Genomic DNA, 23,333 nt, shown 5'->3' with positions numbered 1-23,333 from the left:
TTGCCGGCCAGGTCGGCCGCGGTCGCGTAGCGCTTCTCGAACCGCGCGTGCCGGACCGCCTCCGCCTCCGCCTGGGCGGCCTCCACCCCGGCCAGCCGCTCCCGCTCGTGGACCTGGAGGTCCGCGACGCCGTTGCGGCGCTCCGTCTTGGCCGCGGAGATCTTCTCGTCGGCCTTGGTCTTGCGGTCGACGGCGGCGTCGGCCAGCTTCCTGCGGGCCGCGCTGCGCTCGAGGAGTGCCGGCGTGGCCTGGTCGAGCAGGTCGGCCAGGCCGTCGGCGGCGGTGGCGACGTCGGCGACGGGCCGCCTGTCGCGGACGAGCCGGCTGATCTTCTCCACCGACGCGGCCATCGCCTCGGTCCGCAGCGGCGCGTACGGGTCCTTCTCCGGCTCCGGCTTCGGGGTGGCCTCGCGGATCAGCGTCCGGGTCGCTTCGGGCAGCAGCTGGTTCTCGGCGTCGACCTCGAGGGACGGGTCGGCGTCCAGGTACTGGGCGGCCACCTCGCCCGCCGCCGCCCGGAGCTCGGCCGGCTGGTCGTCGGCGCGCAGGCGCGTCAGGGCGAGCATCACCCGTTCGACCGGCGGTGGAGCGTCGGGGTCGTCGCGGCCGACGGCCTCACCCAGCACCGCCGCGGCGCCGGCCCGGAGAAGGTCCGGGTCCAGCCCGCTGGCGATCCGCGCGACGAGCCAGTGCCGGATCCGCACCGCCAGGTCGTCGGGCAGGATCGCGAGGTCGACCCCGAGGAGGTCGGCGACCTCCCGGAGCGTCGCGTCGGCGTACGCCACGGACATCCGCTGCCGGGCGTCGGCCGACAGGTGCTCCCGGCGGAGCAGCGACAGCTGCCCGGTGGAGAGTCCGGGCAGCACGAGCTCCAGCTCGCGCGTCCACTCCTCGCGGAGCGGCCCCTGTGCCGCCGCCTGTCCGCGGGCCAGGACCCGGGCGGTCGCCAGCGCCGGGTCGGCCCACTCGGCACCGGCGGGTCCGCCGCCGCGGGCGACGATCGCGGCGGTCAGCATCGCCACGGCGGAGGCCTGCAGGCGTTCGCCGAGCGCCGGCGACAAGGCCAGCCGGTGGACCACCAGCCCGTCGATCAGCAGTGTCGCGCCGGACAACGTCACGACCTGCACCTGGGTGCTCGCCGGCAGCAGGGTGGCCTCACGGACCAGGCCGGCGTTCGTGAGGATCGGCAGCGCGTGGGTGAGCGCGCCCCAGGCCTCACCCGCGCGGTTCCGGGCGGCGGAGACGCGCCAGCGGGCCCGCGCACCCGTCTGCTCCTCGACGAACGCGACCGCCTCCGGTGGCAGACCGGCGGCGGTGAGCCGTTCGAGCACCCAGGGCAGCCGGTCGGCGCCCAGGCGGTCCAGGATCCCGCCGATCCGGGACGCGTGCGCGAACTCGCTCGCCGCGCCCGCGGCCCGCATGTCGAGCTCGAACCGGATCTCGGCAAGGGCGGCGGCCTCGGGCGTCGGCGGCCCGGCCGGCGCCGGTGCCGGCCGGCGGAACCGGTCGGCCAGGCGACGGCGCTGGGGCGCCGGCTCCGGCTTCGGCGGGAGCGTCGCCGCCAGGCCGTTGACGATCACGCGCCAGGCGCCGAGCCGCAGGTTCTGCGGCGGCGTGCTGTCGGAGATCGTCACCTCGTAGATCGGTGTACCGGCCCGCGCCACGTCGCCGGACGTCGTGACCTCGCCGGTCGGACGGGTCACGCCGCCGCTGTCCTCCGGCACCGGTCCCGCGGCGAACCGGAACGCGATCACCGGCAGGCCGGCGGACGTGGGTGTCGCCACCAGCAGGTCGCCGTCGGCCTGGTAGTGCAGCGTGTACCCGTCGGCCGGCGAGGGCATCGTCGTGAGGTCGCGCGCCGCCTGCCGCAGCGCGGCCACGGCGACGTCGGGGTCGCGCGGTCCGCCGTGTCCGGGTAGACCGGTCGCGACCGCGGCCGGTGCCGCCTCGACGTCCTCGCCGGGCCGCAGCAGGATCGGATGTTCCCAGCCGGGCCGGCGCAGGCTCAGGTAGATCCCCCGGGCCGTCGGGTTCAGCCGGCCCGCCTCGACGGTGCGGTCGATCAGGTCCCACCGGGCCTGGGCTCCCGGGCCGACCAGCCCGAGGTGGGCCAGGTGGGCCTTGAGGTCGGCGACGATCGCCGCCCGGCCCACCGGCGGGGCGGCGACGAGCCGGTTGACCAGCGACTGCAGGTCACCGATGCCACCGAGGTCGTGCGGCGACAGCGTGTCTTTGGCGCCGCGCGGCGTGCGCGCTGTGGGCGTCAGCAGGTCCTCCGCCGGGCCGGCCTTCCGCCGGTTGCGGGCCGCCGTGGCGACCAGTTCCCAGATCTCGTGCGTGAGCGTGTCGAGGAGGCCGTCGTCGGGGTGGAGGTGGGAGATCACCGTGTCCGTGCGGATGACGCCGGCGATCTGCACGGGGCGTTGGGTGTGTGCCCGCTTGAGGAGGTCGCCCTTCTTCCCCACGTCGCCGGCGGTGACGTCGAGCCTGATCGCGGGGCCGTGCCACGGAAGCACCTCGAGGGTGACGACGGTGACACCGGACGGCCCGGTGCGCTCGCCGACCACCCGGATGCCGCGGATCACCGAGTCCTGGCGGATGCCCGCGTTGAGCTGGTGCCTCAGCGCGTCCATCACCCCGGCCGGCTCGGGCTGATCGCGCCACCGCGTGTGGGTGTGGGTCCGCGGGACGACCGTCGCGTTGATGGGCGGGTTGAACGCCGGGCCGGTCAGCGGATCGTCCGGGTCCGGCCGTCCGGGCGAGCCGACCGGCGCGATGGTGTGCATGCCCGGCTGGTGACCGGCGTGCGGCGTCGGGTTCTGGTCGGCCGACCTGGCCCGCTCGGCCGCACCGCTTCCCTGTTCGGCCAGCTCGTGCAGGAACATCGTCTGCGCGCGGGCCTCCCGCAGCCGGCCCGCCTTCTCGACCTCGCGCTTCTTCCTGGCCGTGAACCACCGGTAGAAGCCCTCGCCGATGCCGAACGAGATCTGGTTGGCGGTCTGCGCGCCGCCGGTGACCCCGATCACCTTGAGCTTCTCGAGCACCGGGTCCACGGCCTGCGGCTTGTTGATCAGGAACCAGCCGCCGATGCCGATCGAGGCGAGCCGCAGCGTGATGCCCGGGAGGTACTTGAGCGTCAGCACCGTGAGCAGGTCGGCGTCGCGGGGCGCCTGGCCCGATCCGGCCTCCGGGCGCGAGGCCGGGTCGGCGTCGGCCTCGCCGAGGAGGTCGAGGGTGTGCTCGATGTAGTACAGCGCGTCCCGGGCGCGGTTGGCGGCGTGGATGCTCGCGAGGTCGTCCTTGTCGGCGACCTCGTCGTCGCGCTGGATCGCGAACCCGTAGCCGACGCCGAGGCTGCCCATGGTGCTGAGGATCGCGCTGAGGAGGGTGAAGCCGGCGCTGCTCGGGTCGATGGCGAGGTTGGCGGCGATGAAGCCGATGTTGCCGATGATCGCCGGCACGACCATCCGGCTCACGTAGAGGCCGGTCGACGCGCGGCCCGTGGGCAGCTCGCCCGCCGGGGTGCCCGCCGGCGGCCGCCGGTGAGCCACCCGGTTCAGCCACTTCACCGCGTCGACGGTCATCCGGGCCGGCCCGAGCACGCCCTCGCGGAGCAGACGACGCAGTTTCCGCCGTCGGGCGATGTCGTCGCGGGCGCCCTTCTCGATCCCGGCGACCACCGTCATCGTGGCGTCGAGGTCGGCGCGCGCCGCCCGCAGGTGTGCCAGCAGGTACGGCATGACCTCCGGCGGCACGGCCTCCGCGAGACGCCCGTTCGCGTGCAGCTCACGGACCCGCTCGTACAGCTCGACCAGGCTGAAGTACGCGTCGTCGATCGCGCCGTTGCGCTTGCCGTCGGGCCGCGTGCCGGCGACGAACTTCCGGTCCTCGCGGGCCTGTTCCTCCGGGTCCTCGACCTTCCAGTCGAGCACGCTGTAGGTGAAGGCCTGCCCGAGCGGTTGGACGAGGCCGAGCAGCCCCCTGGCACCGGCGTCGGTGGCCGTGGCCAGGTACAGCGCCTGGCCGGTCGCCGAGATGCCGGCCGCCGTGAACCGCTGCTCGAAGAACGGGCGGAACGAGGAGGGGTCGATCTTCGTCGCCTCGGTCGGTTCCTGGTCCGGCTCCGGCGGCCTCGCCGGCCCGTGCACCGGAACGAGCGGTCGCGCCCGCGCCGGCGCCGGTGCCGACTCCGGGACCGGTGCCGGCGGCGGACCGGTGACCGGGCCGGCGCTGCCGTCGGGCGCGTCGCCGGTGACCGCCTCCTCCTTGCGCGACGCCTTCGCGGCCTTCTCGTCGAAGGCGGCCTGGCGCAGCTTGCCGTCCTGGTTGGCCTGGACGAGCCCGTTGACCGTCGTCGACATGATCTGGGCGCTGGTGACCTCCGACTTGCGCCCGGCGACCTCGCCGTTCCAGTACGTGGTGACGCCGCCGACGATCGAGCCGAAAACCCGCCCGGGGTAGAACCAGAACTTCCCCGGCACCGGACGGTCGGTCTCGTGCGTCGCCGCCGACACTGCCGCCTCCGCCCGCGCGTCGGCCCGGCTGATCCGCACCCGACGGGCGACGTTCGCCACCAGCCCGCCCCGGCTGTCGACCCGGTCGACGAGCAGGGTGCCGCCCCGGACGGCCTCGGCGTGCCGGGGCGTGCGGCGCACGGGCGGGGTCTCCTCCAGCGCCGCCACGATCGCCTCCATCTCGGCGACCAGCATCGGACGCGCCGCGGAACCGGACACGCGGTGCAGGGCGTGGAGGTACTTCATCCGCGCGACGAGGCCTTCGAGCCACAGCGTGGGTGCCGCGGTGGCGCCGCCCGCGCGTTGCACGTACTCCGAGAGGGCACGGGCGAGGTCCAGGCCCAGCGCGGTGCGGCTCGCGTCGGGGCGCAGCCGCAGCCGCCAGCCGCCGCTGTCGTGGGTCAGGACCGCGTAGGGCAGGCCGGCGTCGGTGGGCAGGTCGGCGACGACGGGGAGCAGGTAGGGCCGGTACGACCGGTCGTCGAGCATGATCCGCAGCGCCGGTCCCGGTGTCGTGCCGCTGATCAGGTCGATACCGCGGGCGCCGACGTGCTCGGCGAGGAGCGGGGCCATCGCGCCCACCGACCCGACGGCCGTCTCCGGGTCGCTGTCGACGCGGCGGTCGGGGCTGAGCAGCCGGGACACGGTCTCGTCGATCGGGCGCCGGCGGGTGCTGCCCCGCGACAGCTCGCCGGCGTACCGCCGCTCGGCGAACTTCTCCTGACCGGGGAGCAGGCCCATGCCCCCGAGCAGGTCCCTGATCCGCGCCACCTCGTCCGCCCGCAGCGCCTCCAGCCGGCCGGCGACGTCGACCGCTCCCGCGTCGTTCGCCGCGGCGACCTGGCCGGTCAGCTCGGAGACCCGGCGGGCGGCGGTCTCCAGCCCGGTCCACTGGCCGATGGCCCGGCCGGTCAGCGTCGGCTTGCCCTTGGGAACCTCCGCGTCCGGGGCGAGCTCGCTCACCTTGCCGGCGGTGCGCCGCGTCGCGAAGATCCGCGGCCGCGAGCGCGCCTCCATCGCGCCGGCGACGAGGGCCGGAGCCACCGCGTCCGGTCCGAGTAACGGGTCGGCCAGCACGGCGTCGGGGACGATCACGGTCATCGAGCCGTCGGCGCCCTGCACCAGCCGGTACAGCGAGCCGGCCGGCACCGCGCCGCCGCGGACCCACAGCTCGAACCGGCCGCCGCGGATCTTCCGTACCAGCGGGCCGCCCGGGCCGCGCTCGGCGTCGATCCGGACCCGGCCGTCGCCGAGGAGGTCCGCGTCGCGGATGAACTGTGCGCCCCCGAGCCGGTCGACCGCGTCGACCAGCACGCGGTTGGCCGGCCACCCGGTCAGGCGCATCGCCCGCAGGTGCCGCTGGACCGTCGCCGGCACGGTCCGGTCCGGGTCCACCTGCCACTCCTGGACCTGCCGGTCGACGAGGTCCCAGCGCCAGCCGGCCGACGGGCCGTCGAGGTCCGGGTCCAGCCCCAGCTCGGCCCGGCTGGCGTCGATCTGTTCGCCGAGCCGCGTCCGCGTCTGCGGGTCGACGGCGCGGGTGTACCGCCCGATCAGCTCCACCAGGTCGCGCACGGCGTTCACGTCGCGCGTCGACAACGCCCGCGCGCCGCCGCGACTCCACAGCTGGGAGCCGCTGACCAGCGCGTCCTGCGGGCGGACCACGGGCGCGCCGGTGCCGGGGTCGCGGGGGGTCGTCGCGTCGACGGCCTGCCGCAGGAGCGCGACCTCCGCCGGCGCCAGACCGTCGGCGAACGCGTCGAACGCCCGCCCGCCGCGGTCGAGGCGCAGCGGCGCGACCAGCCGGGACAGGTCGGCGACGATCGCCGGCAGCTCGGTGTGCAGCGCCCGCACGGTCTGCGGAACCCGCGGGTCGTCCCAGGCGAGCGACCGGCCGTCGATGAACGCGAACTCGATGGTGTCGACGTCGACGCCGGTGACGAACTCGTGGAGCGGCCGCTCGCCGGGTACGCCACCGGCGACCGGAGCCTCCTCGTCCCGCTGCGGGTCGAGGATGTACACCGCGCCCCCGGCCGGGCTGGCGAGGGCGTAGATCCGCCGGTTGCCGCCGGTGTCGGTGACGACCACGACGGCGGAGGACCCCGGCCGCGCGCCAACCTGCCCCACCAGCCAGGTGAGGTTCGCCCGCGCCTCGTCGACCCGCAGCGCCGGGTCGGTGGCGCCGGGCCCCCAGGGAAGCTCGACGAACCCGGTGCCGGGCAGCCGGCCGACGATCTCGGTGCGCGGGTCCCGGCCACGCAGGCCCATCGCCGCGTACGTCTCGACCACGGCCTGCCGCAGCTGCGTGCCGGTCGGGTTCGCACCCGCGAGCCGGTCGGTGCCGGGTTCGCGCCGCAACCCGTAGCGGTTCAGCTCGGCCTCGAGCAGCCGGTGCGCGCGTTCGTGCTGCTCGGCGAGGAGGCGGAACTCCTCGCGGCGGGACAGTCCCTCGGTGTTCAGGCGAGGGGCGAACGGCCGCGGGCGGGTGGTCGGAACCGTCGGGACCGGAACGGCCGCGGCCACGGCGGCCAGCACCGACCGGGCGACGGTCCACCGGTAGACGTCCGGGCCGCTCACGGTGGCCGGGTCGACGAACGCCGGCACGACCCGCACCCGTACGCCGTCGGTGGTGACCGCGTTGACCGCGTCGCCGTCGCGGCCGATGTCGGCCAGCCAGCGCCGCAGGTACGGCATGGCGGTGTCGACCGCCTCGTTGAACGCCGTCCGGTCGGGCCCGCCCTGTACGGGCGCGCGGCCGACGACGACGCCCTCGCGGCGGGCGCTGCGCCGCCCCGCGGGCCCGGCGATCTGGCGGGCCACCGCGCCGATCACCGGCCGGTACCAGCGGTCCCGCGGCGACGTGTCGGCGTCGGGGACGAGCCCGTTCTCCAGGGCGTCGACGACGCCGGTGAACGTGGCGCCGCCCGGTTCCAGGTACGGCTGGTCGCCCGGCGCGGGCAGCCGGATGACGTCCGGGTACCGGGCCGGGTCGGGCCCGTGCCAGCCACCCACCCCGGCGAGGTCGCTGCTCCGGCGGGCGGCGGCGACCCGGACGTCCGCCGGCAGCCGCAGGTCGGCCACCGAGGCGACGTCGTGGCCCAGTCCCGGCGTGCCGAGCAGCACGAGCTGGTCGAACGTGGCACCGCGGCCGGCCGCGAACCGCACCGTGAGGCCGCCGTAGCCCTCGCCGATCGCGGTGACCCGCGCGCCCGCCGCCAGGTGGCCGGCCAGTTGGGCCCGCACGTCGCGGACCAGTTCCGCACGGTCGGCCGCCGGTCGGACGCGCCGCCGGTCACCGGGCTGGAACGGCCGGTCGACCACGGTGACGACCGCGAGGCGGTCCGGGTCGGCGGCGGCGTTCCGCAACCCCCGGGCGGCCTCGACCGCCCGGCCGGCGTGTGCCAGGCCACCCTCGGCCGGGACGAACACCGCCACCGACGACGCCGTGGCCAGGTCGCCGTGGACGTGGACGACCTGTCCCCCGCCGGCGAGGTCGAGGTGCAGGATGCCGCCGTCGCCGCGCGACAACGCCACCAGGTCCGTCAGCGCGTCGACGGTCGCCCGCTCGTCGGCGGTCGCGGTGCCGTCGGCGACCTTCGGCGCGAGCCGGCCGACGACGTCCCGGGCCAGTGCGGCGTTGGCGGCGGTGCGCAGCGGTACCGGTACCCCGCCGAGGTTTCCGAGCAGCGCCGGGTAGGCCTGTGCGAGCCCGTCGGCGGTGCGCCCGTCGAGGGTCCGGAAGTGCTGGGCGACCCGCGCGGCGGTCGCCGCCGGCCGGTTCGGGTCGACCAGCGGCAGCAGGTCCTCGTACGCGTACCGGACGACGGTGTCGAACCCGCCGTCGGGTCGCCCGTGCCACTCCGGCCGGGCGCCGTGGGCGTTGATCGCGTCGGTCCAGGCAGCACGCGTCCGGGCGTCGGCCAGGGCCGCGCGCCGGTCGGCCTCGGCCAGGTGGTCCGCGACCCGCGCCCGCAGCGCGTCGGCGTCGGCGTGCCGTCCGGCCGCGTCGGCGTCGAGGGCGGCCCGGTGGTCGCGGGCCGCGTCGGCCAGCGGGGCCGCGAGTGCGGCCTGCCGCCGTTCGAGGACGCGCAGCCGCGGGTCGGCGGTGCCGGCGGCCAGCCGTTGCCGCTCCTGGGCGTGGATCCGTTGGAGGGCGTCGAGCCGGCGTTCGAACTCGGTCCGGGCCGCGTCGGCGTCGCCGGCGGCCAGGGCGCCGACGTAGTCGTGGTAGGCGGCGGCGACCCGTTCGGGCGTGGCGGTGCCCAGCGCTCCGAGGTCGAACGGTTCGACGGTCCCGGCGCCCCGGGTGCGGCGCGGATCGGCCGACCATCCGCCGGTGGCGAGCCGCTCGAACAGTGCCCGCGCCGGTGACGGCAGGTCGGCGGGCAGGTCGACGCGGACCGGGCCCTCCCAGTACCGCGCGGCCAGCATCACTTCGAAGAAGGCCCGTTCGATCGCCGCACGCGCGGGGTCGGTGCTCGCGCGCGCGTCGTACATCCCGCCGAGAACGGCCAACGCGTCGCTGCGTCCCTGCGTGGTCACGGTCGCCGGCGCGAGTGCCGGCGGTCGCGCCGCGGGGTCGGCCGAGCCGAGACCGCGCAGCCGGCCGCCGACCTCGACCCCGGCGGCGGCCACCACCGTGGGCACGCCGGTGGTCGCGGCCAGCCGGGCCAACCGGTTGATCAGGTCGGTGACGGGCTCCTCGCGGACCGGTCCGCGGTGCGGCACGATCCGGATCCGCTCGCCTTCCACCAGGTCGGCCGAGCGCACCGGCAGGGTCCGCGACCGGCCGCCGGCCTTCGTCAGCGCGTCGGCGACCGCCCTGACCGCGATCTGCCGCCAGACGACCGGCAGCAGGTCGGGCACCACGCCTTCGGGCAGGAGCCAGGACAGGTCGGCCGCGGTCTCGGGCGGCAGCCCGGACACGAGGTTCCCGAACTCCCGGGCGGCCTCGCCGTTCCAGTGGCCCGCCAGGTGTGCCGAGGCCTGTAGCCACGGCGCGACCAGCGCGGGGTCGCCGAGGGACCGCACGCGGGGCGTCGGCGGTACGCCGCCCAGCAGCCCGGCCAGTTCGGTCAGGGCGCGCGCCCTGAGCCGGTCGTCGTAGAGGTTGGCCTGCGACAGCCGCCGGACGGCCGCGGTGACGTCGACCGGCGTCGTCCCGCCCGCGTGGTCGGTCACCTCGATGAGCCCGCTGTCGATCCAACGCAGCCGGTAACCGAGACCGGTGACGACCCGGAACCCGGCGTCGATCGCGTCGACGACCCGGGCGGTCTCCGTCGGCGGAAGCGGTGCCGATCGCCACGGCGCGTCCGGCGCGGCCAGTCGGTAGACGGTGTCCGCGACCTCGCTCGGGATCTTGAGCAGGGCCCAGCGGGCGGGGACGTGGCGCGCGTCCGGGTCGTTCGGGTCGGGCATCCCGACGCCGATCTCGTCGAGCAGGTGGCCGAGCTGGCGCTCGATCTCGGCGACGAGGGACGGCTCGGCGGCGTCGCGCAGCAGCTTCGCCAGGTCGACGATCTCGGCGCGGTGGGAGTCGTCGTGCGGGCTGCGCCGGGCGCCGGGCGCGACGCCCCGGTGCAGCGCGTCGGGCCAGGTCCGTCGGCCGCTGTCGAGCCGGGGACGCAGCCAGCTGAACATGCCGCGCGGCGTGACGGCCGCCGCCTCGGTGACCTCGTGCACGACGATCCGGCGGATCCACAGGTCGCGCTGGAAGTAGCCGGGAGCCAGCTCGTCGCCGAGGGGCAGCGTGTCGGGCACGAGCACGTCGACGATCGGCAGCCCCGACGCCGTCATGCTCCGGGTGCCGTCGGTCTCGTAGGCGTCGCGGCGCACGCTGCGCAGGCCGGCCGGCACCTGGTCGCTGACCCGGAACCGCAGGGCGTACCGCGCGTGTGTCGGCACGACCACGACCGAGCCGTCGGGCTGCGGCACCGGCAGGCCGGCGAACAGGGTCCGCAGCGCCGCCATGGCCTGCCGGACCGTCGTGGCGATCAGGTCCGGCTGGGCCGGCCCCCGCCCACCGGGCCCGGCGGCCATCTCGACGGCCGTGTCGGCCGTCCCACCCGGCCGCGCCGCGGTTCCCGGCCCGGGCCCCGGCGCCGGGCCGGGCCGGGGCGCCGGTGGCGGTGCCGCCGCGCTTCCCGGGTCGTCGTCGCCCCTGGTCGCCAGCGCCCGGTACAGCGCCTTGGCCAGGTCGTTCAGGTTCCGCGCGTCCAGCGGAAGCTCGTTGTCGAACTCCTTGTTCCTGGGACCGGTGTGCCCGCCGGACCGGATGCCCTCCGAGTAGTCGATCTGGTCGGTGATGTCGGTCTCGCCGCCCAGCAGCAGCTTGAGCTTGCCGGGATCGACGTTCTCGCGTTCGAACGCCTCGCGGGCCTTGTCCAGCTGCTCCTGCGCGCGGACGGGCGCGTCCTTGCGACCGCTCTTGACCTGCTCCTGGTGGACGACCTCGGCCTTACCATCGGCCTTCGGCACGATCAGCAGCAGATCGATGTCGGTGAGCTCGTCCCAGTCCTGGCCGTCGATGTTCCGGGGCCGGGTGCGCTTGCTTCCCGGGCGGATGGCGAGCGGGTCGCCCTGTTCGATCAGGTTGAGGACGGCGACCTCTTCGAGGATCCGCAGGCCCTCGATGTGCTTGTACTTCTCCGTGAGCCGGTCGATCGCCAGCTTCACCGCGATCAGGGACCTGATGACGTTGAGGAACCGCTCCTCGGGGACCTCGGGGTTGCTCTCGTCCCGGATCCGCCTCAGCTTCGTGCTGTTCTCGATCCGCTCCCGCAGCCAGGCCAGCAGCTCGGGGTCGTTCGCCAGCTGCTCCAGGACCGCCTTCTCGGCGGCGATGGCCGCCTCCCGGGCGCGGTAGTCGGCGGCGACGGCCCGCACCTTGTCGACGAGCGCCTGGACGTCACCCGGGGTCTCGATGTGCGCCCGCTCGGCCGCCTTCTCGAAGGTGACGCCGTAGAAGCGGGTGAACGTGTCGAGGAACCTGGCCTCCACCTCGTCGAGGCCGGCGTCGCGGACCGCCTGGTCCCAGCTCTCGAGATCGGGCGCGATGGCGCGGCCGTCGGCCGGACCGCCACCCTCCGCCGGCGCGCCCTCTTCTGCCGGCGCACCGCCCTCGGCCTGCGCACTGCCCTCAGCCGGCGCCGCCTCGGCGCTCTCCGCGGGCGCGCCATCCTCGGCGGGTGCCGCGCCGCCGCCGTCCGCCGGCGTCTCCGCGGCGTCCTCCGCCGCGGCCCGCGCCGGAGCCGGGCCGGGCGCCGGAGCCGGGTTCCGGGCCGTGTCCGGGTCGGGCCCGCCGGGCGACGCCGCGATCACGCGGCCGAGGAACCGCACCCCGTCCGGACCGACGTCGACGGCCAGCTTCCCCTGCAGGTCGACGTCGGGCCGCACGCCGGCCGCGGCCACGTCGGCGACGGTGCGCTCCACCAGAGCGGTGCGCTGGCCGATGGTCTCCTCGACGCGCTGACGAACGGCGCCGTCGTCGACCACCCGGACCGCGGTGGGTGTTCCCGGGTACCCCGCGAGCAGCTCGTCGACGCCGACGTCCAGCGAGGCGGGATCGACCCGGGTCGGGCGTCCGCCCCCGATCGCGCCGACGATCCGGGGCGCCCCGCCCGCGGCCGGGTCGACCACCACCGCGATGATCAGCGGGTCGCGCTGCCCGCCGATGGTGACCGACAGGAACGCGATCCGGGGTCCGGCGTCGCCGGACAGGCCGGCCAGGTACTCGTCGATCTTCTGCCGGGCGACACCGGGCGCCTCCGCGATCGTCCGGAAGGGCACGCCGCCGAAGCGGTCGACGAGCACCGAGACGATGTCGGTCTGGCGGGTGGCGGTGGCGGCGGTGTACGCCCGGATCAGGGTGGTCCGGGCCGCGTCGACCGGTGACCGCTGGGGCGTGAAGGCGTCGGTCTGCCGGTCGAACTGCCAGCCGATCGCGGTGGCGTCGCTCTCGATGGTGTCGCCGAGGTCGGTGAACTCGCGACCGAGCTGCAGGAAGATCCGGCGCCCGATCTCCTCGGGACTCGGGGCGCCCGGCTGCGCCGGAACCTCCGGTTCCGCCGGTTGCGCCGGCTCGGGGGCGTCCGGATCGGCCGGCGCGTCCGGATCGGCCGGCGCGTCCGGATCGGCCGGCGCGTCCGGATCGGCGGCGGGCCTGACGGGCGCGTCCGGTCCGCCGGGACCGTCCGGCCCGTCGGGACCATCCGGACCGTCGGGGCCGTCCGGCCGGACGTGGGGCCCCGGCAGCAGCGCCACGGCGGCCTCGGCCAGCGGACCTGCGGCGGCGACGTGCCGGCCGACGAGGTCCCACGAGCCGCGGGCGTTGCCCCGCTCGACCTCGGCCTCCCAGAGCGCGCGGTGGGCCGCGTCGAAGAGGTTCTCGATGTCGACGCGTGCCGTGCCCGGCGAGGGGTGGGTCGCCAGCTGTTCGGACCTGGCGGCCGCGGCCTCGAGCCGGTCGGCCGTCCGCGCCGACTGGTGTGCCCGCGTCCAGTGCCAGTACGCGTTCTCCAGCTCGGCGAGAACCAGGGCCAGCGCGTCGATCGCCGCGCCGGGTGGGTTCTCCAGCGCGGCCAGCCGGTCGGACTCGCGGTGGTAGGCGTCGATCCGTTCCAGGAGGACGGCACCGAAGTCGGGCCAACCGTTGGTGTGCGCCTCGGTCACCTCGACGAGCTCGAGGCCCGGCAGCTGCGGGCGCAGCTCGGTCGCCTCGGTGACGGCCGGCGGAAGCGGGTCGGGCGCGGGCCCGGCCAACGACCGCTCGTACAGGGCGTCGGCTTCGGGCGTCAACGAGCCGGCCAGGCGCTCCGACCCGGTCGGCGCGACCGTCCGCCGGATGGCGTCGAACCGCTCCCAGGCCGCCGTCGCGATCTCGCTTCCGGGTTCCGCGCCCGCGTGGAGGCGGCCGAGGGCCAGCAGCGCGCCGCGGTGCATCCGTTCGGCCCGGTCGGCCGCGCGGGCGGGCGTCAACCGTCCCCGGTCACCGGCGACGGACGCGACCAGCGCGCCGGCCTCGGCCGCGGCGGCGGCCGTCAATCCGGCCGTGGAGACGCCCCGCGCGGCGAGGTCGGCGAGGTGCCGGATCGACCGGGTGAGGTCGACCACCTTCGTCGCGCCACCGTGCGGCGTGATGCTGAGCGAGTCGCCGCGGACCGACGCCGACCGCGCCGGGTACACCAGCCCGGCGCCGCCCGCGTTGCCCGCCTGTTCGATGAGCAGCTGCCGCGCGACGTGCTCCCACAGCGGCACGTACAGGTTGCGGACGTCGGCCGGCAGCCTCCGGGCGAGGTCGGTGGCTTCGGGGACCTGCAGCCCGGCGATCTGCCGCACGAACTCGGCGGCGACGTGCGGCCGGGCCGGTACCGGCCCGGTCCGGTAGGCGTGGGCGAGCGCGTGGGCCGTGATCGGCGCCGCAGGGCCGTCTCCCGCGAGCCGCTGTCCGAGGACGTCGATCGCGGCGGCGGTCAGGCCGGCACCGTACTCGCCGCGCTGGGCCAGCGTCTCCGCCAGTTCCTTCAGGTTGACGACTTCCGAACGGTCCGCTGCCGTGAACGTGACCGGGTCGGCGCCGCCCTCGGGCCACTCGTACTCGAAGCCGACCGGCCGGAAGAACTCCGCCGCCGAGCGCAGGGCCGCGCGGAAGCCGGCGGCGTCGCTCGCGGATACGTCGGGACGCGCGTCAGCGGCCGGAACCGCTCCGACGGCCGAGCGCTCCTCCGGCCGGAGCTGGAGGGCGTCGAGGTCGGCGATCGTGTCGCGGAGGTCCCTCAGTTGCCGCTCGATCTCGTGCCGCAGCGGGGTGTCCGGCTCCGCGGCGTCGAGCTCCCTGAGCAGGAGCCGCAGTTCCGCCCGCTGGCCGGCGAGGTGGGGGGAGAGGGGGGCCTGGCGCCCCAGGCGGGGCCCGACCACCGTCGAGATCCGGTGGGCCCGGTCGCGCAGCTGCGTACCGGCGAGCTCCGCCGCGATCTGGGCGATCTGGTTGACGACCGTGCGGTCGAGCCAGAGGTCGCGCTGGTACCGGCCCGCGTCGAGGTCGACACCGGTGACGGTGTCGGGTACGACCACCCGGATGACCCGCCGGTCGCCGGGTCCGGACTTCGCGCCCGCCACCGGTGTGCCGCGGTAGGCCCTGATCCCGTCGCGCACCGGTCCGACGACCCACTCGACGGCGACGTCCAACCCGTGCGGGAGCGTCATGACCGATCCGTCGCCGGCGTTGGACGTGACCGAGTCGAACAGGTCGGGGTGCCGCTTGATCGACCGTTCCAGCGCGCTGGCGGTCGACTCCCACGTCGCCGGAACGTCGAGCGCCGGCTCACCGGGCAGCGGCCGGCCGCCCACGTCGGGGATCGTCCATTCGACGGGCGCGGGCCCCGCCGCCGCTCGCCGGCCGGCCGGTACCGCCGCCGCTCGCTGACCGGCCGGTACGGCCGCCGGCCGCTCGGCGGCCGGCACCCGCAGGGCCGGAACGTACGGCGCCACCTCGGCGGCCACCTGGTCGATGTCGGGAACGTGCGCGGTGACCAGCCGCCACTGCGCGTCGGCGCCCAGGCTGCCCGCCGGGCGGAGCATGCCGTTGAGGGCACGGGCGATCTCGAACCCGAGCACCGCCCGTCGGCCGTCCTCCGATGCCGCGCGGAACCGGGTGATGAGCCGGCTGAGCGCGTGGAGGGCGGCGATGTCCGCCGGCTGCGGCCCGGTACCGGACGTGGCGTCGGCGCCGAGCATCGGCTCACCGGCGGACGGCGGCGCGAACATCCGGGCGAACCTGTCCCGCAGCCCGCCGGCACCGGCCGCCTCCCGCTGCTGGCGCAGGAGGATCTCCTCGACCATCTCCCGCAACGCGACGGGGTCGGCGGCGACATCGGTGTTGATCCGCACCAGCCAGCCCGGTGACTGCGGCGTCCCCTCGGCTTCGAACCCGGGGAACGCCGACCAGCCGTACGACACGGTGTCGGACTCGAGGACGGCCGGCACGATGCGGACGGGGCGGGCGCCCTCCACCGTCACGATCGACCCGTTGCCGCGCGGGTCCGCGGTGACCGTGCCACCCATCTCGGCGACGGCGTCGCGCACGGCCTCGATGACGTTCTCGCGCTGGGTCAGGGCCGACGCCTGTTCGGCGACCTCCCGCATGGCCGCGGCGTCGTTGCCGATCCGGGTCCGCAGGACCTCGTTGAGCCGCTTGGTGAGGAGTTCCGATGCCAGGGCGGCCAGGTCGCCCGGAGGCACGTCGGTGCGTCGGAGCAGAGCGGGCAGCATCCACAGCAGGTTCACCGGCATCGGCCGCCCGTACAGGTGCATCACGGCCTCGAAGTCACCGGTCAGTTCGAGGCCCCGCACGAGGCTCGTGCCGCCGTACGCGTTGAGGACTGCGTTGCGCAGCCCTTCGCGGATGGCGGCGTGTGCCCGGACCAGCTCGTCGTGGGTCACCACCGACACGGTCTCCGCGCCGTCGGTGTCGGCCAGGCTGATCCCGAACGGCGTGTTCACCCCGTGCGAGCCCAGCTGTTCGAACAGCCGCACGAGCTGACTGCGGTCGGTCTTGAACGGGCTCCTGACGTCGAGGTGCACGGGGACGCCGTTGATGACCTCGATGTGGCCGCCGGCGATCACCTCCTCGCCGCGGGCCAGCGAGTGGTGGTTCTCCACCCGGCTGCCGATGTCGGCGACCGGGAACTCGCCGTGGCTCACGTAGAACGTGCCGTCGGCCATCGCGACGAACTTGGCGAGGCCCAGCCGGTCGATGTCCCGGGTGTTGAGCGGCTTGCCGTTGGCGCCGTAGAACCGCGCCGGGCCCGTGCCGTCACGGTCGCGGCGGAGCTCGACCCGGGACCGGGCCAGCTCGCCGTCGTCGAAGAAGTGCACGCCGTCGCGGAGGCTGTCGGCGAGCTGCGTCGGGTCCGACGCCGCCAGGCCTGAGATCACCGCGGCGAGCTGATGCCGTTGGGCCTCGCCGAACTTCAGGATCTGCTGGAGCGCCGGTTCGCCCGTCAGCACCCGCGGCAGCGGCAGCGCCGTCATGGGACCGTCGTCGCCGCCGGTGCGGACCCATCCGATTCCGAGCCACCGGAACAGCGTCGCGGTCTCGGTGAGGTCGGCCTCCGGCAACGCGCCGCCGGCGGCGTCGTACTGCGCCGACAGGTACCGCAGCCGCACCAGGATCATCTCCCGGCTCAGGTACTCGCGGGTGCCGCCGCGCTGGATGCCGCCGCGCTGGAGGGCGACCGTGCCGCCGATGGCCGTGTTGAGCTGGCGGGCCACCGCCGCCACCAGGTCCGTACCGCTCAGGCGGGTCCGCTCGGGAATGACGATCGTGCCGTTGTACTCGCCGCCGTTCTCGGGCATCTCCACGACGAGCGCACCGTCGACGGCCTTGTCGCCGCCCTGCCTGAGCCGGAACCGGTGCTGATGGGTCCCGCGTGACCCGTCGTCGACCTCGACGACGAGAACCTTCTCGCCGGTGCGCTGCCCGTCTTCGACCCGGGCGCTCACGACCCCGCTGCCGGGGTTGTCGACCAGCTGGTTCAACGCGTCCCTGACCGCACCCTGCAGCTGCGCGCGGGCGGCTTCGAGCTCGGCCCGCGCCCGCGCCCGGGCCGCCGCCCGCCGCGGGACGGGCCCCTCGGCCGGCGCGTCGGCCTCGGCGAAGCGCAGGACCGACGTGTAGATCCAGCTGGGTTGCCATCCGCCGCCGCCCCGGTGCGAGCTGAACGGGTTGCGGTACACCTGGTTGATCAGCCACGTGTGCTGCTTGTCCGTCGCGTCCGTACGCGTGAAGCCGTCGGGCAGCGGCGGAGGTTCGGCCGGCGCGTCCGGTTGGCGCCGGACGTGGTACGGCCGCTGCCGGAACGCGGTCTGGTCGAGGAGCACGCCCATCAGCTCGGCCATCATGGCGTACAGGTCGTCGTCGCTGAGGTCGAACCGGTCCGGCAGGGTGACGATCGCGGACGTGCTGCCGACGCCGCTCTCCGGGATCGTCGCCTCGATCGAGGTGTGCTCGCCGTTCAGGACGAACCGGAACGTGTACCTGGCCCCGGTGTGGTCCATCCATTTCATGCCGGGGTTGGGGTTGTCGGGGTCGCGCATGAAGACCTCGACGTTCCATTCGCCGGGGCGCGACCCGCGCCGGACGACGAACCACTCGACGCCGTCGGCGGACCTCATGCGCTTCAACGCGGCCCGGACCGCCTTCATGATCCGGTGTTCCTCGTTCTCCCGCGCCTCCTTGAGCTTCTCCTCGGCCTCCTGCCGCTGGCGCATCGCGTCCTGGTAGGCCTTCTCGGCGGCCGTGGCCAGCCGGTACGCCTCGGCCGCTTCCCGGTCGGCCCGCTCAGCGGCCGCCTCGGCCGCCTCCTCGGCTTCCCACGCCGCTTCGGTGGCCGCCCACAGGGCCTCCTCGGCCGCCTTCTCGGCGCCCTGCGCGGCCCAGAGCGCCTGCTCGGCCAGGTCGTCGGCCCGCTCCTGGGCCCGGTCGGCCGCGTTGGCGAGCTCGTTGGCGCGGCGGTCGGCCTCGTTGGCCCTGGCACGGGCCTCTTCGGCCTTCCGACGGGCCTCGTCGGCCCGTTCCCGCGCCTCGTCGGCCTTCTTCTGCGCCTCGTCGGCCGCCTTGCGGGCCTCCGCGGCCTCCTTCCGGGCCACCTCCGCGAGCTGCCTGGAGATGATGACGCTCGACCCGCCGGGCCGGTCGCCGCCGAAGTTCGTCTCGTAGGGCGACTGCGGCCCTCCGCCGCCGTCGAACGACCTCTCCGACTCCTCCTCGGACCGGCGGATGCGCTGGAACTCCAGGAACATGTACGGCGTCATCACGCGGTGGACGTCGGGGTGGTCCAGGCTGATCCACGTGCCGTCGGGTCCCGGAATGACGCCCATGCGGATCATCTGGCGCAGCAGCCCGTCGGTCTGCGCGTCGAAGAGGATCTTCTCGAGCCACCGCTTCATCTGTTCGTCGGGCGACTCGGGTTTCTCGACCTTGTACGAGAGCAGCCCCATCTTCGGCTGCATCTCCCGGTGCAGACGGTCCAGCGCCGTCCAGACCTGGCCGGTGACCTGCCGGGTCATCGCGGCCGGGTTCGCCGGCGCGTACGCCGACACCGCGATGACCGCCGGTTCCTGTGCGGCCCAGGTTCCGCCGGTCCGGACCATCGACGGCACCGAGAGCAGCGTCTGGCCGGCGGGCAGCGACGACTCGACCGACATCCGCACCTGCGCGGTGAACCCGTCGCGGTAGCGGACCGACATCGTGGCGTCGCCGTCGTTCCAGCTGGCCGACACGGGCAGCCGCAGGCCGGCGCCGAGCCCCGCGTCGTGCATCGCGTCGGAGACCGGCGTGTAGCCGCCGCCGCTGCGGGCCTCCTGCAGGTACCCGGTGACCGCACCGGTGACCGCGTTCGACCGGTCCTGCACGGCGTAGGGCGGCACCTGGCCGGGCAGGTGGATGATCCGGCGGGGGATCTCGACGGTTTCGGGCCGGATGTCGAGTTCGGCCGGCGCCGGTCCCGGAACGAGGTCCGCGGCGCCCGGGTTGAACTCCGCCGGAACCGGCGGGGTGATCTCCGTCGGTACCGGCTCGGGGATCTCGACCGGTTCCGGCTCCGGCCGGGTGACGAGCCAGCCGTGCACCTCGTTCAGCTGCGCCAGGATGCTGCGCCGCACGAGTGCCGGCACCTCGCCCGGCGGCACCGTGCCGAGAGCGGCGCCGAGCCGCACGCGGACCGGCCCGGTCGGGTGGCCGTGCGGGGCGGCGCCGAAGATCAGGGCCGGGAAGACGAGCTGCGCCTCCTCGCCGTCGAGGTCGGCCGGCTCGAGGACCACCTCGGCGGACGCGCCGTCGAGGAAGTAGACGAGCGACGTGGCGTCCCTGTCGGCGACGACGAACGCCGCCCAGCTGCCCACGCCCAGCGGCTGCCGGACGGCGCCGCCGTTGTTGCCGGTCTGCGTGAGGAACTCGTCGATCCCGGCCCGCACGGCGTCGATCGGCGCCGGTGGCTGCCTGCCGTTGGCGCCGTTCTGCCCGGGCGCGACGTTCTGGCCGGGCGCGACGTTCTGGGCCGGCGGGCCGGGCTGGCCGGGCTGGCCCGGCGCGCCGTTCTGGCCGGGGGCGCCCGGTTGACCGGGCGCCGGCTGGGTTCCCGGTGCCGGCTGGGTTCCGGGCGTGGGCTGGATGCCCGGGCCCGGCACCGCCGCCACGTCCGGTGGTTGCGGGAACCCGACGACCGGCGCCTCGGGGAACCCGACGTCCGGCGGCTCCGGCAGCACCACGGCCGGCCGGTCCGGGAACCCGACGACCGGCCGGTCCGGGAATCCCGGCTGCGGCGGCGCCTGCGGGTCCGCTACCGCGCCGGCACCGTCGACGAGGGGCGGAACCAGCACGGTGTCCCGGATGCCGCTGATGAAGTCGCCGAGCCGTTCGAGCTGTTCGTCGATCAGCTCCGGCAACCGGGCCGGGTCGACCGTCTCGTCGACGGTGACGCTGGCCTGCCACCGCTGGTCCGGCGATCCGGGAACCGGTGCCAGGTCGATCTGCGCGGTGATCGCGACCCCGGGCGGCAGGGTCCCGATCAGGACCGAGACCGGAATCCGGGGACCGCTGACGAACGTCACGTCGCCGGAGCGCGGGCCGGTGGGCGTGTACTCCTCGACCGCGCCGCGCGGCGTCTGCCCGAGGCCGTCGACGTGGTCGTCCACACTCCGGGCGAGCTGCTCCAGCTCGGCGTCGCTGGGTTGTCGTCGCGGCGGGGCGTCGGTTTCGGTGCGTACCGGCTCCGCGGTGCCCCGGTGTCCCGGGGTGAGCTCGGTGTGAACCGAGTCGAGCGCCTCGCGGACCCGGGCGTCGATCTCCTGGCGCAGGCGTACCGGGTCGGTGCTGCTGAACCGGGTGTCGATGGAGATCTCGACGGGACGCGGCGTGCGGCCGGTCAGGGCCTCGTCGAGCGACCTCTCCCCGACCCGGATGCTCACCTCGCCGGCCGGGCCGCTCGACTGCTCGGGACGGAACGTCACCTCGATCGGCCGGGATCCGCCGGTGAACTCGACGCTGAACACGCCGGGTCCGACCCGGGTGATGTTGGTGACCGTCGGTGGGCGGCCGGACCCGCCGACCACCGACTCCTCCGCGAGGGTCCGCACCACGTCGATGTCGACCGTGCGCAGCGGCTCCGCCTCGATGGGCCGGATGACGACAGTGTGCTTCAGCTCTCCGACGCGGACCTCGCCGATCGCGGCCGGTTCGTACGGTCCGAGCTGCAGCAGGCCGCCATGCTCGTCGCGCAGGACCATGACGTCCCGCGGGTCGTGCGCACGTGCGGGTGCCGGGGCGCCGGCCTCCGCGCGACCGGCCAGGACGGGCTCCATCGGCCGCGCGGGCGCGCTTCCCATGACGGGTTGGCCGGACCGGGTCGCGCCTTCCACCACCGCGACGGCCGTGCCACCGCCCTCGGTCCGCATCGCGGCGCCGCCGTCGGCGCGCATCGCGGCGCCGCCCCGTCCGGCGCCCTGGCCGCCTCCCTGCGGCGGCGGCCGGTCAGGTCCGTCGGGACCGCCGGGCCGTGGCGGCGGCGGTCCGCTGTCGGGACCGGGTGGTGGCGGGGAGTCGTCCGGACGGCGCCCCGGCGGTGGCGCCTCGCCCTCGCGTGGCCAGAACTTCTCGATCCTGGCCGGCAGCTCGTTGGCGATCTTCGGTGTGCTGTGGCCCGAGGTGTTGAACGTGACCCGGATCGGCCCCTCGGGGACGACCGTGCCCTTCTCGATGACCAGGCCGTCGGGACGGGTGATGGTCTCGGGTGCCCGGTGCCACTCCGGCATCCGGATGGTCATGTCCTTGCCGCGGAGCTGTTCGTGCACCTTGCCCTGCGCGTCGCGCGGGAACGTCGGTTCCGGGCGCAGGTCCCCGGCGCCGAACCGGACCTCGACCTGCCGGACCCCGGACCCCTCGCGGAAGGTCAGCAGCACACCACCGTCACCGGTATGGTCGGCCCGTTCCAGCCGCCCGCCGCCGACCGAGGACTCGAGCTGCCGGACCATCTCCTGCCACTTGGCGTTGTCGACCAGGCTGTCGACGTTTTCGCGCACGACCTCTTCGGGCGGGCGGTGCGCCTGGTGGTGCCGCGACTCGGCCGGGCTGATCGGCCTGTCGGCGGTGAGGGTGGTCTGGCGGTTGGGGTCGTTCGGCCGGTAGTTGCTACGCACCGCCTCCAGTTCGGCCGCCATGCGCGCCGGGTCCCCGGGCTCGCGCACCGCGTTCGGCTCACGGCCCCCGTCGATCATCTCCTGCCGCGGCGGCCCGTCCTCGCGCGCTTCCGCAGCGGGTTCCTTCGCTGCGCCGTCGCTGTCGCGGGGCCCGGTCGGTTCGGGGTCGCGAGCCTCCGACCCGGCGGGTGGCGGATCCTCGTCCTCCCGCCGCGGCGGCCCGTCCTCGTCCCGGCGCGGCGGCCCGTCCTCATCGCGAAGCGGGCCCTCGTCGTCGCGACGCGGCGGCCCGTCCTCATCGCGAAGCGGGCCCTCCTCGTCGCGACGCGGCGGCCCGTCCTCGCCGGGCCGATCCTCGGACCGTTCGCCCGGGCGGCCCCCCTGCTCCTCCCCGCGATCCCCACGCCCCTCGGGCCCACGGTCCCCACGACCCTGCGCCGCACCGTCGCCACGACCCTGGCCCGCACCATCGCCGCGGCTCTGCGCCGCACCGTCACCACGACCCTGGCCCACACCATCGCCACGGCCCTGCGCCGCACCGTCACCGGTGCCCCGGGCCGGGCCGTCGCCCGTGCCGTCGGGCGCGCGGGTCCGCGTGTCCCCGGACGGCCGGTCGCCGCGCCCGTCGGCGGCACGCTCCACCGGTGTCCGTTCGCCGGGACCGGTCCGGGGGGTCTCGGCGACCTCCGGGGTCCGCAGCTCCGTGCGGATCTGGTTCACGGTCTCGGCGAACGTGTGCGGGCCCCGCTGCTGGGCGGTCTGCAGCCGGTCGAGGATCCGCGTCGCCTCGGTGGCGCTCACCGGGCTGCGGGATCCGTCGGCGGCGGTGCGGGAGAACAGGTCGCGCACGATGGCGCCGTCGTCGGACCGGGCGACACGGGCGCTGATGTCGTTGTGGAACCGCTCGGTCGCCGCCGGGTTGTCGGCGCGGGGCGGCTGACCGAGGTCGCGCATGAGTGACTGCGCCCGCGCGGCGTCGGCGGCCAGCGGCTGGCTGTGGCTGGCGGCGATCTGCTCGATCTCGGCGACGCGTTGGCGGATCTCGAACGTGCCCAACGGCCGGTGGACGCCGTCGCCGCCGCGTTCGGTGAAGAAGTTGCGGAACGCCTCGACGACCTCCGGCGGGAACCCGCGCGGGTTGTTGACGACGGCGTGCACGGAGCGGGCATCGAGCCGCGCCTCGGCCGCTCCCGGCCGCTCACCGACCACCGACCGCACCGCGTCGGCGACCCGTCCGGCCTCGGCACCGGAGAGCCCGCGCACCTCGGCCGTCGCGAGCGTCGACGCGTCCTGGTAGGCGCCCGGGCCATCGCCGTCGCGCGCCGGCGACCCGTCGCGGCCCGCCGCCGCGTCTCCATCACGGCCCGCCGGGCCTTCCGCGCGTGGCGCGGAGGCGTCGCCTTCGCTCCGTGGCCCCGGACCGTCGCCACGCCCCGGAATGTCGTTCCGGAGCGCCGCACCATCGCCGCCGCGCACGGGCATGTCACCCCGCGGCCCCACCTCGCCGGGACCGCGCTGCGCCGGAATCTCGGGGCCACCACCACGCGGCGCCGGGCCGTCCACCGGGCCGCGCTGCGCCGGAATCTCGGGACCACCACCACGCGGCGCCGGGCCGTCCACCGGACC

Annotated in this window: 1 protein-coding gene (running past one end of the window); it reads right to left on the bottom strand. The window is 75.6% G+C overall.

Annotation, left to right across the window (positions count from 1 at the left end):
- On the bottom strand, positions 1-23,183 hold the 5' portion of the coding sequence (locus Voc01_RS14010; RefSeq protein WP_203927832.1) for a C2 family cysteine protease. 21,862 nt of this gene lie to the left of the window's left edge; the window shows 23,183 of its 45,045 coding nt (coding positions 1-23,183); the start codon lies at positions 23,181-23,183; its stop codon lies beyond the left edge, outside the window.
- Positions 23,184-23,333: the final 150 nt, after the last annotated feature.

The sequence above is a fragment of the Virgisporangium ochraceum genome (assembly GCF_016863655.1).
Classification (GTDB): domain Bacteria; phylum Actinomycetota; class Actinomycetes; order Mycobacteriales; family Micromonosporaceae; genus Virgisporangium; species Virgisporangium ochraceum.
Note: the sequence above shows the minus strand (reverse complement) of the source record. Positions and strands in the feature narration are given on the sequence as shown.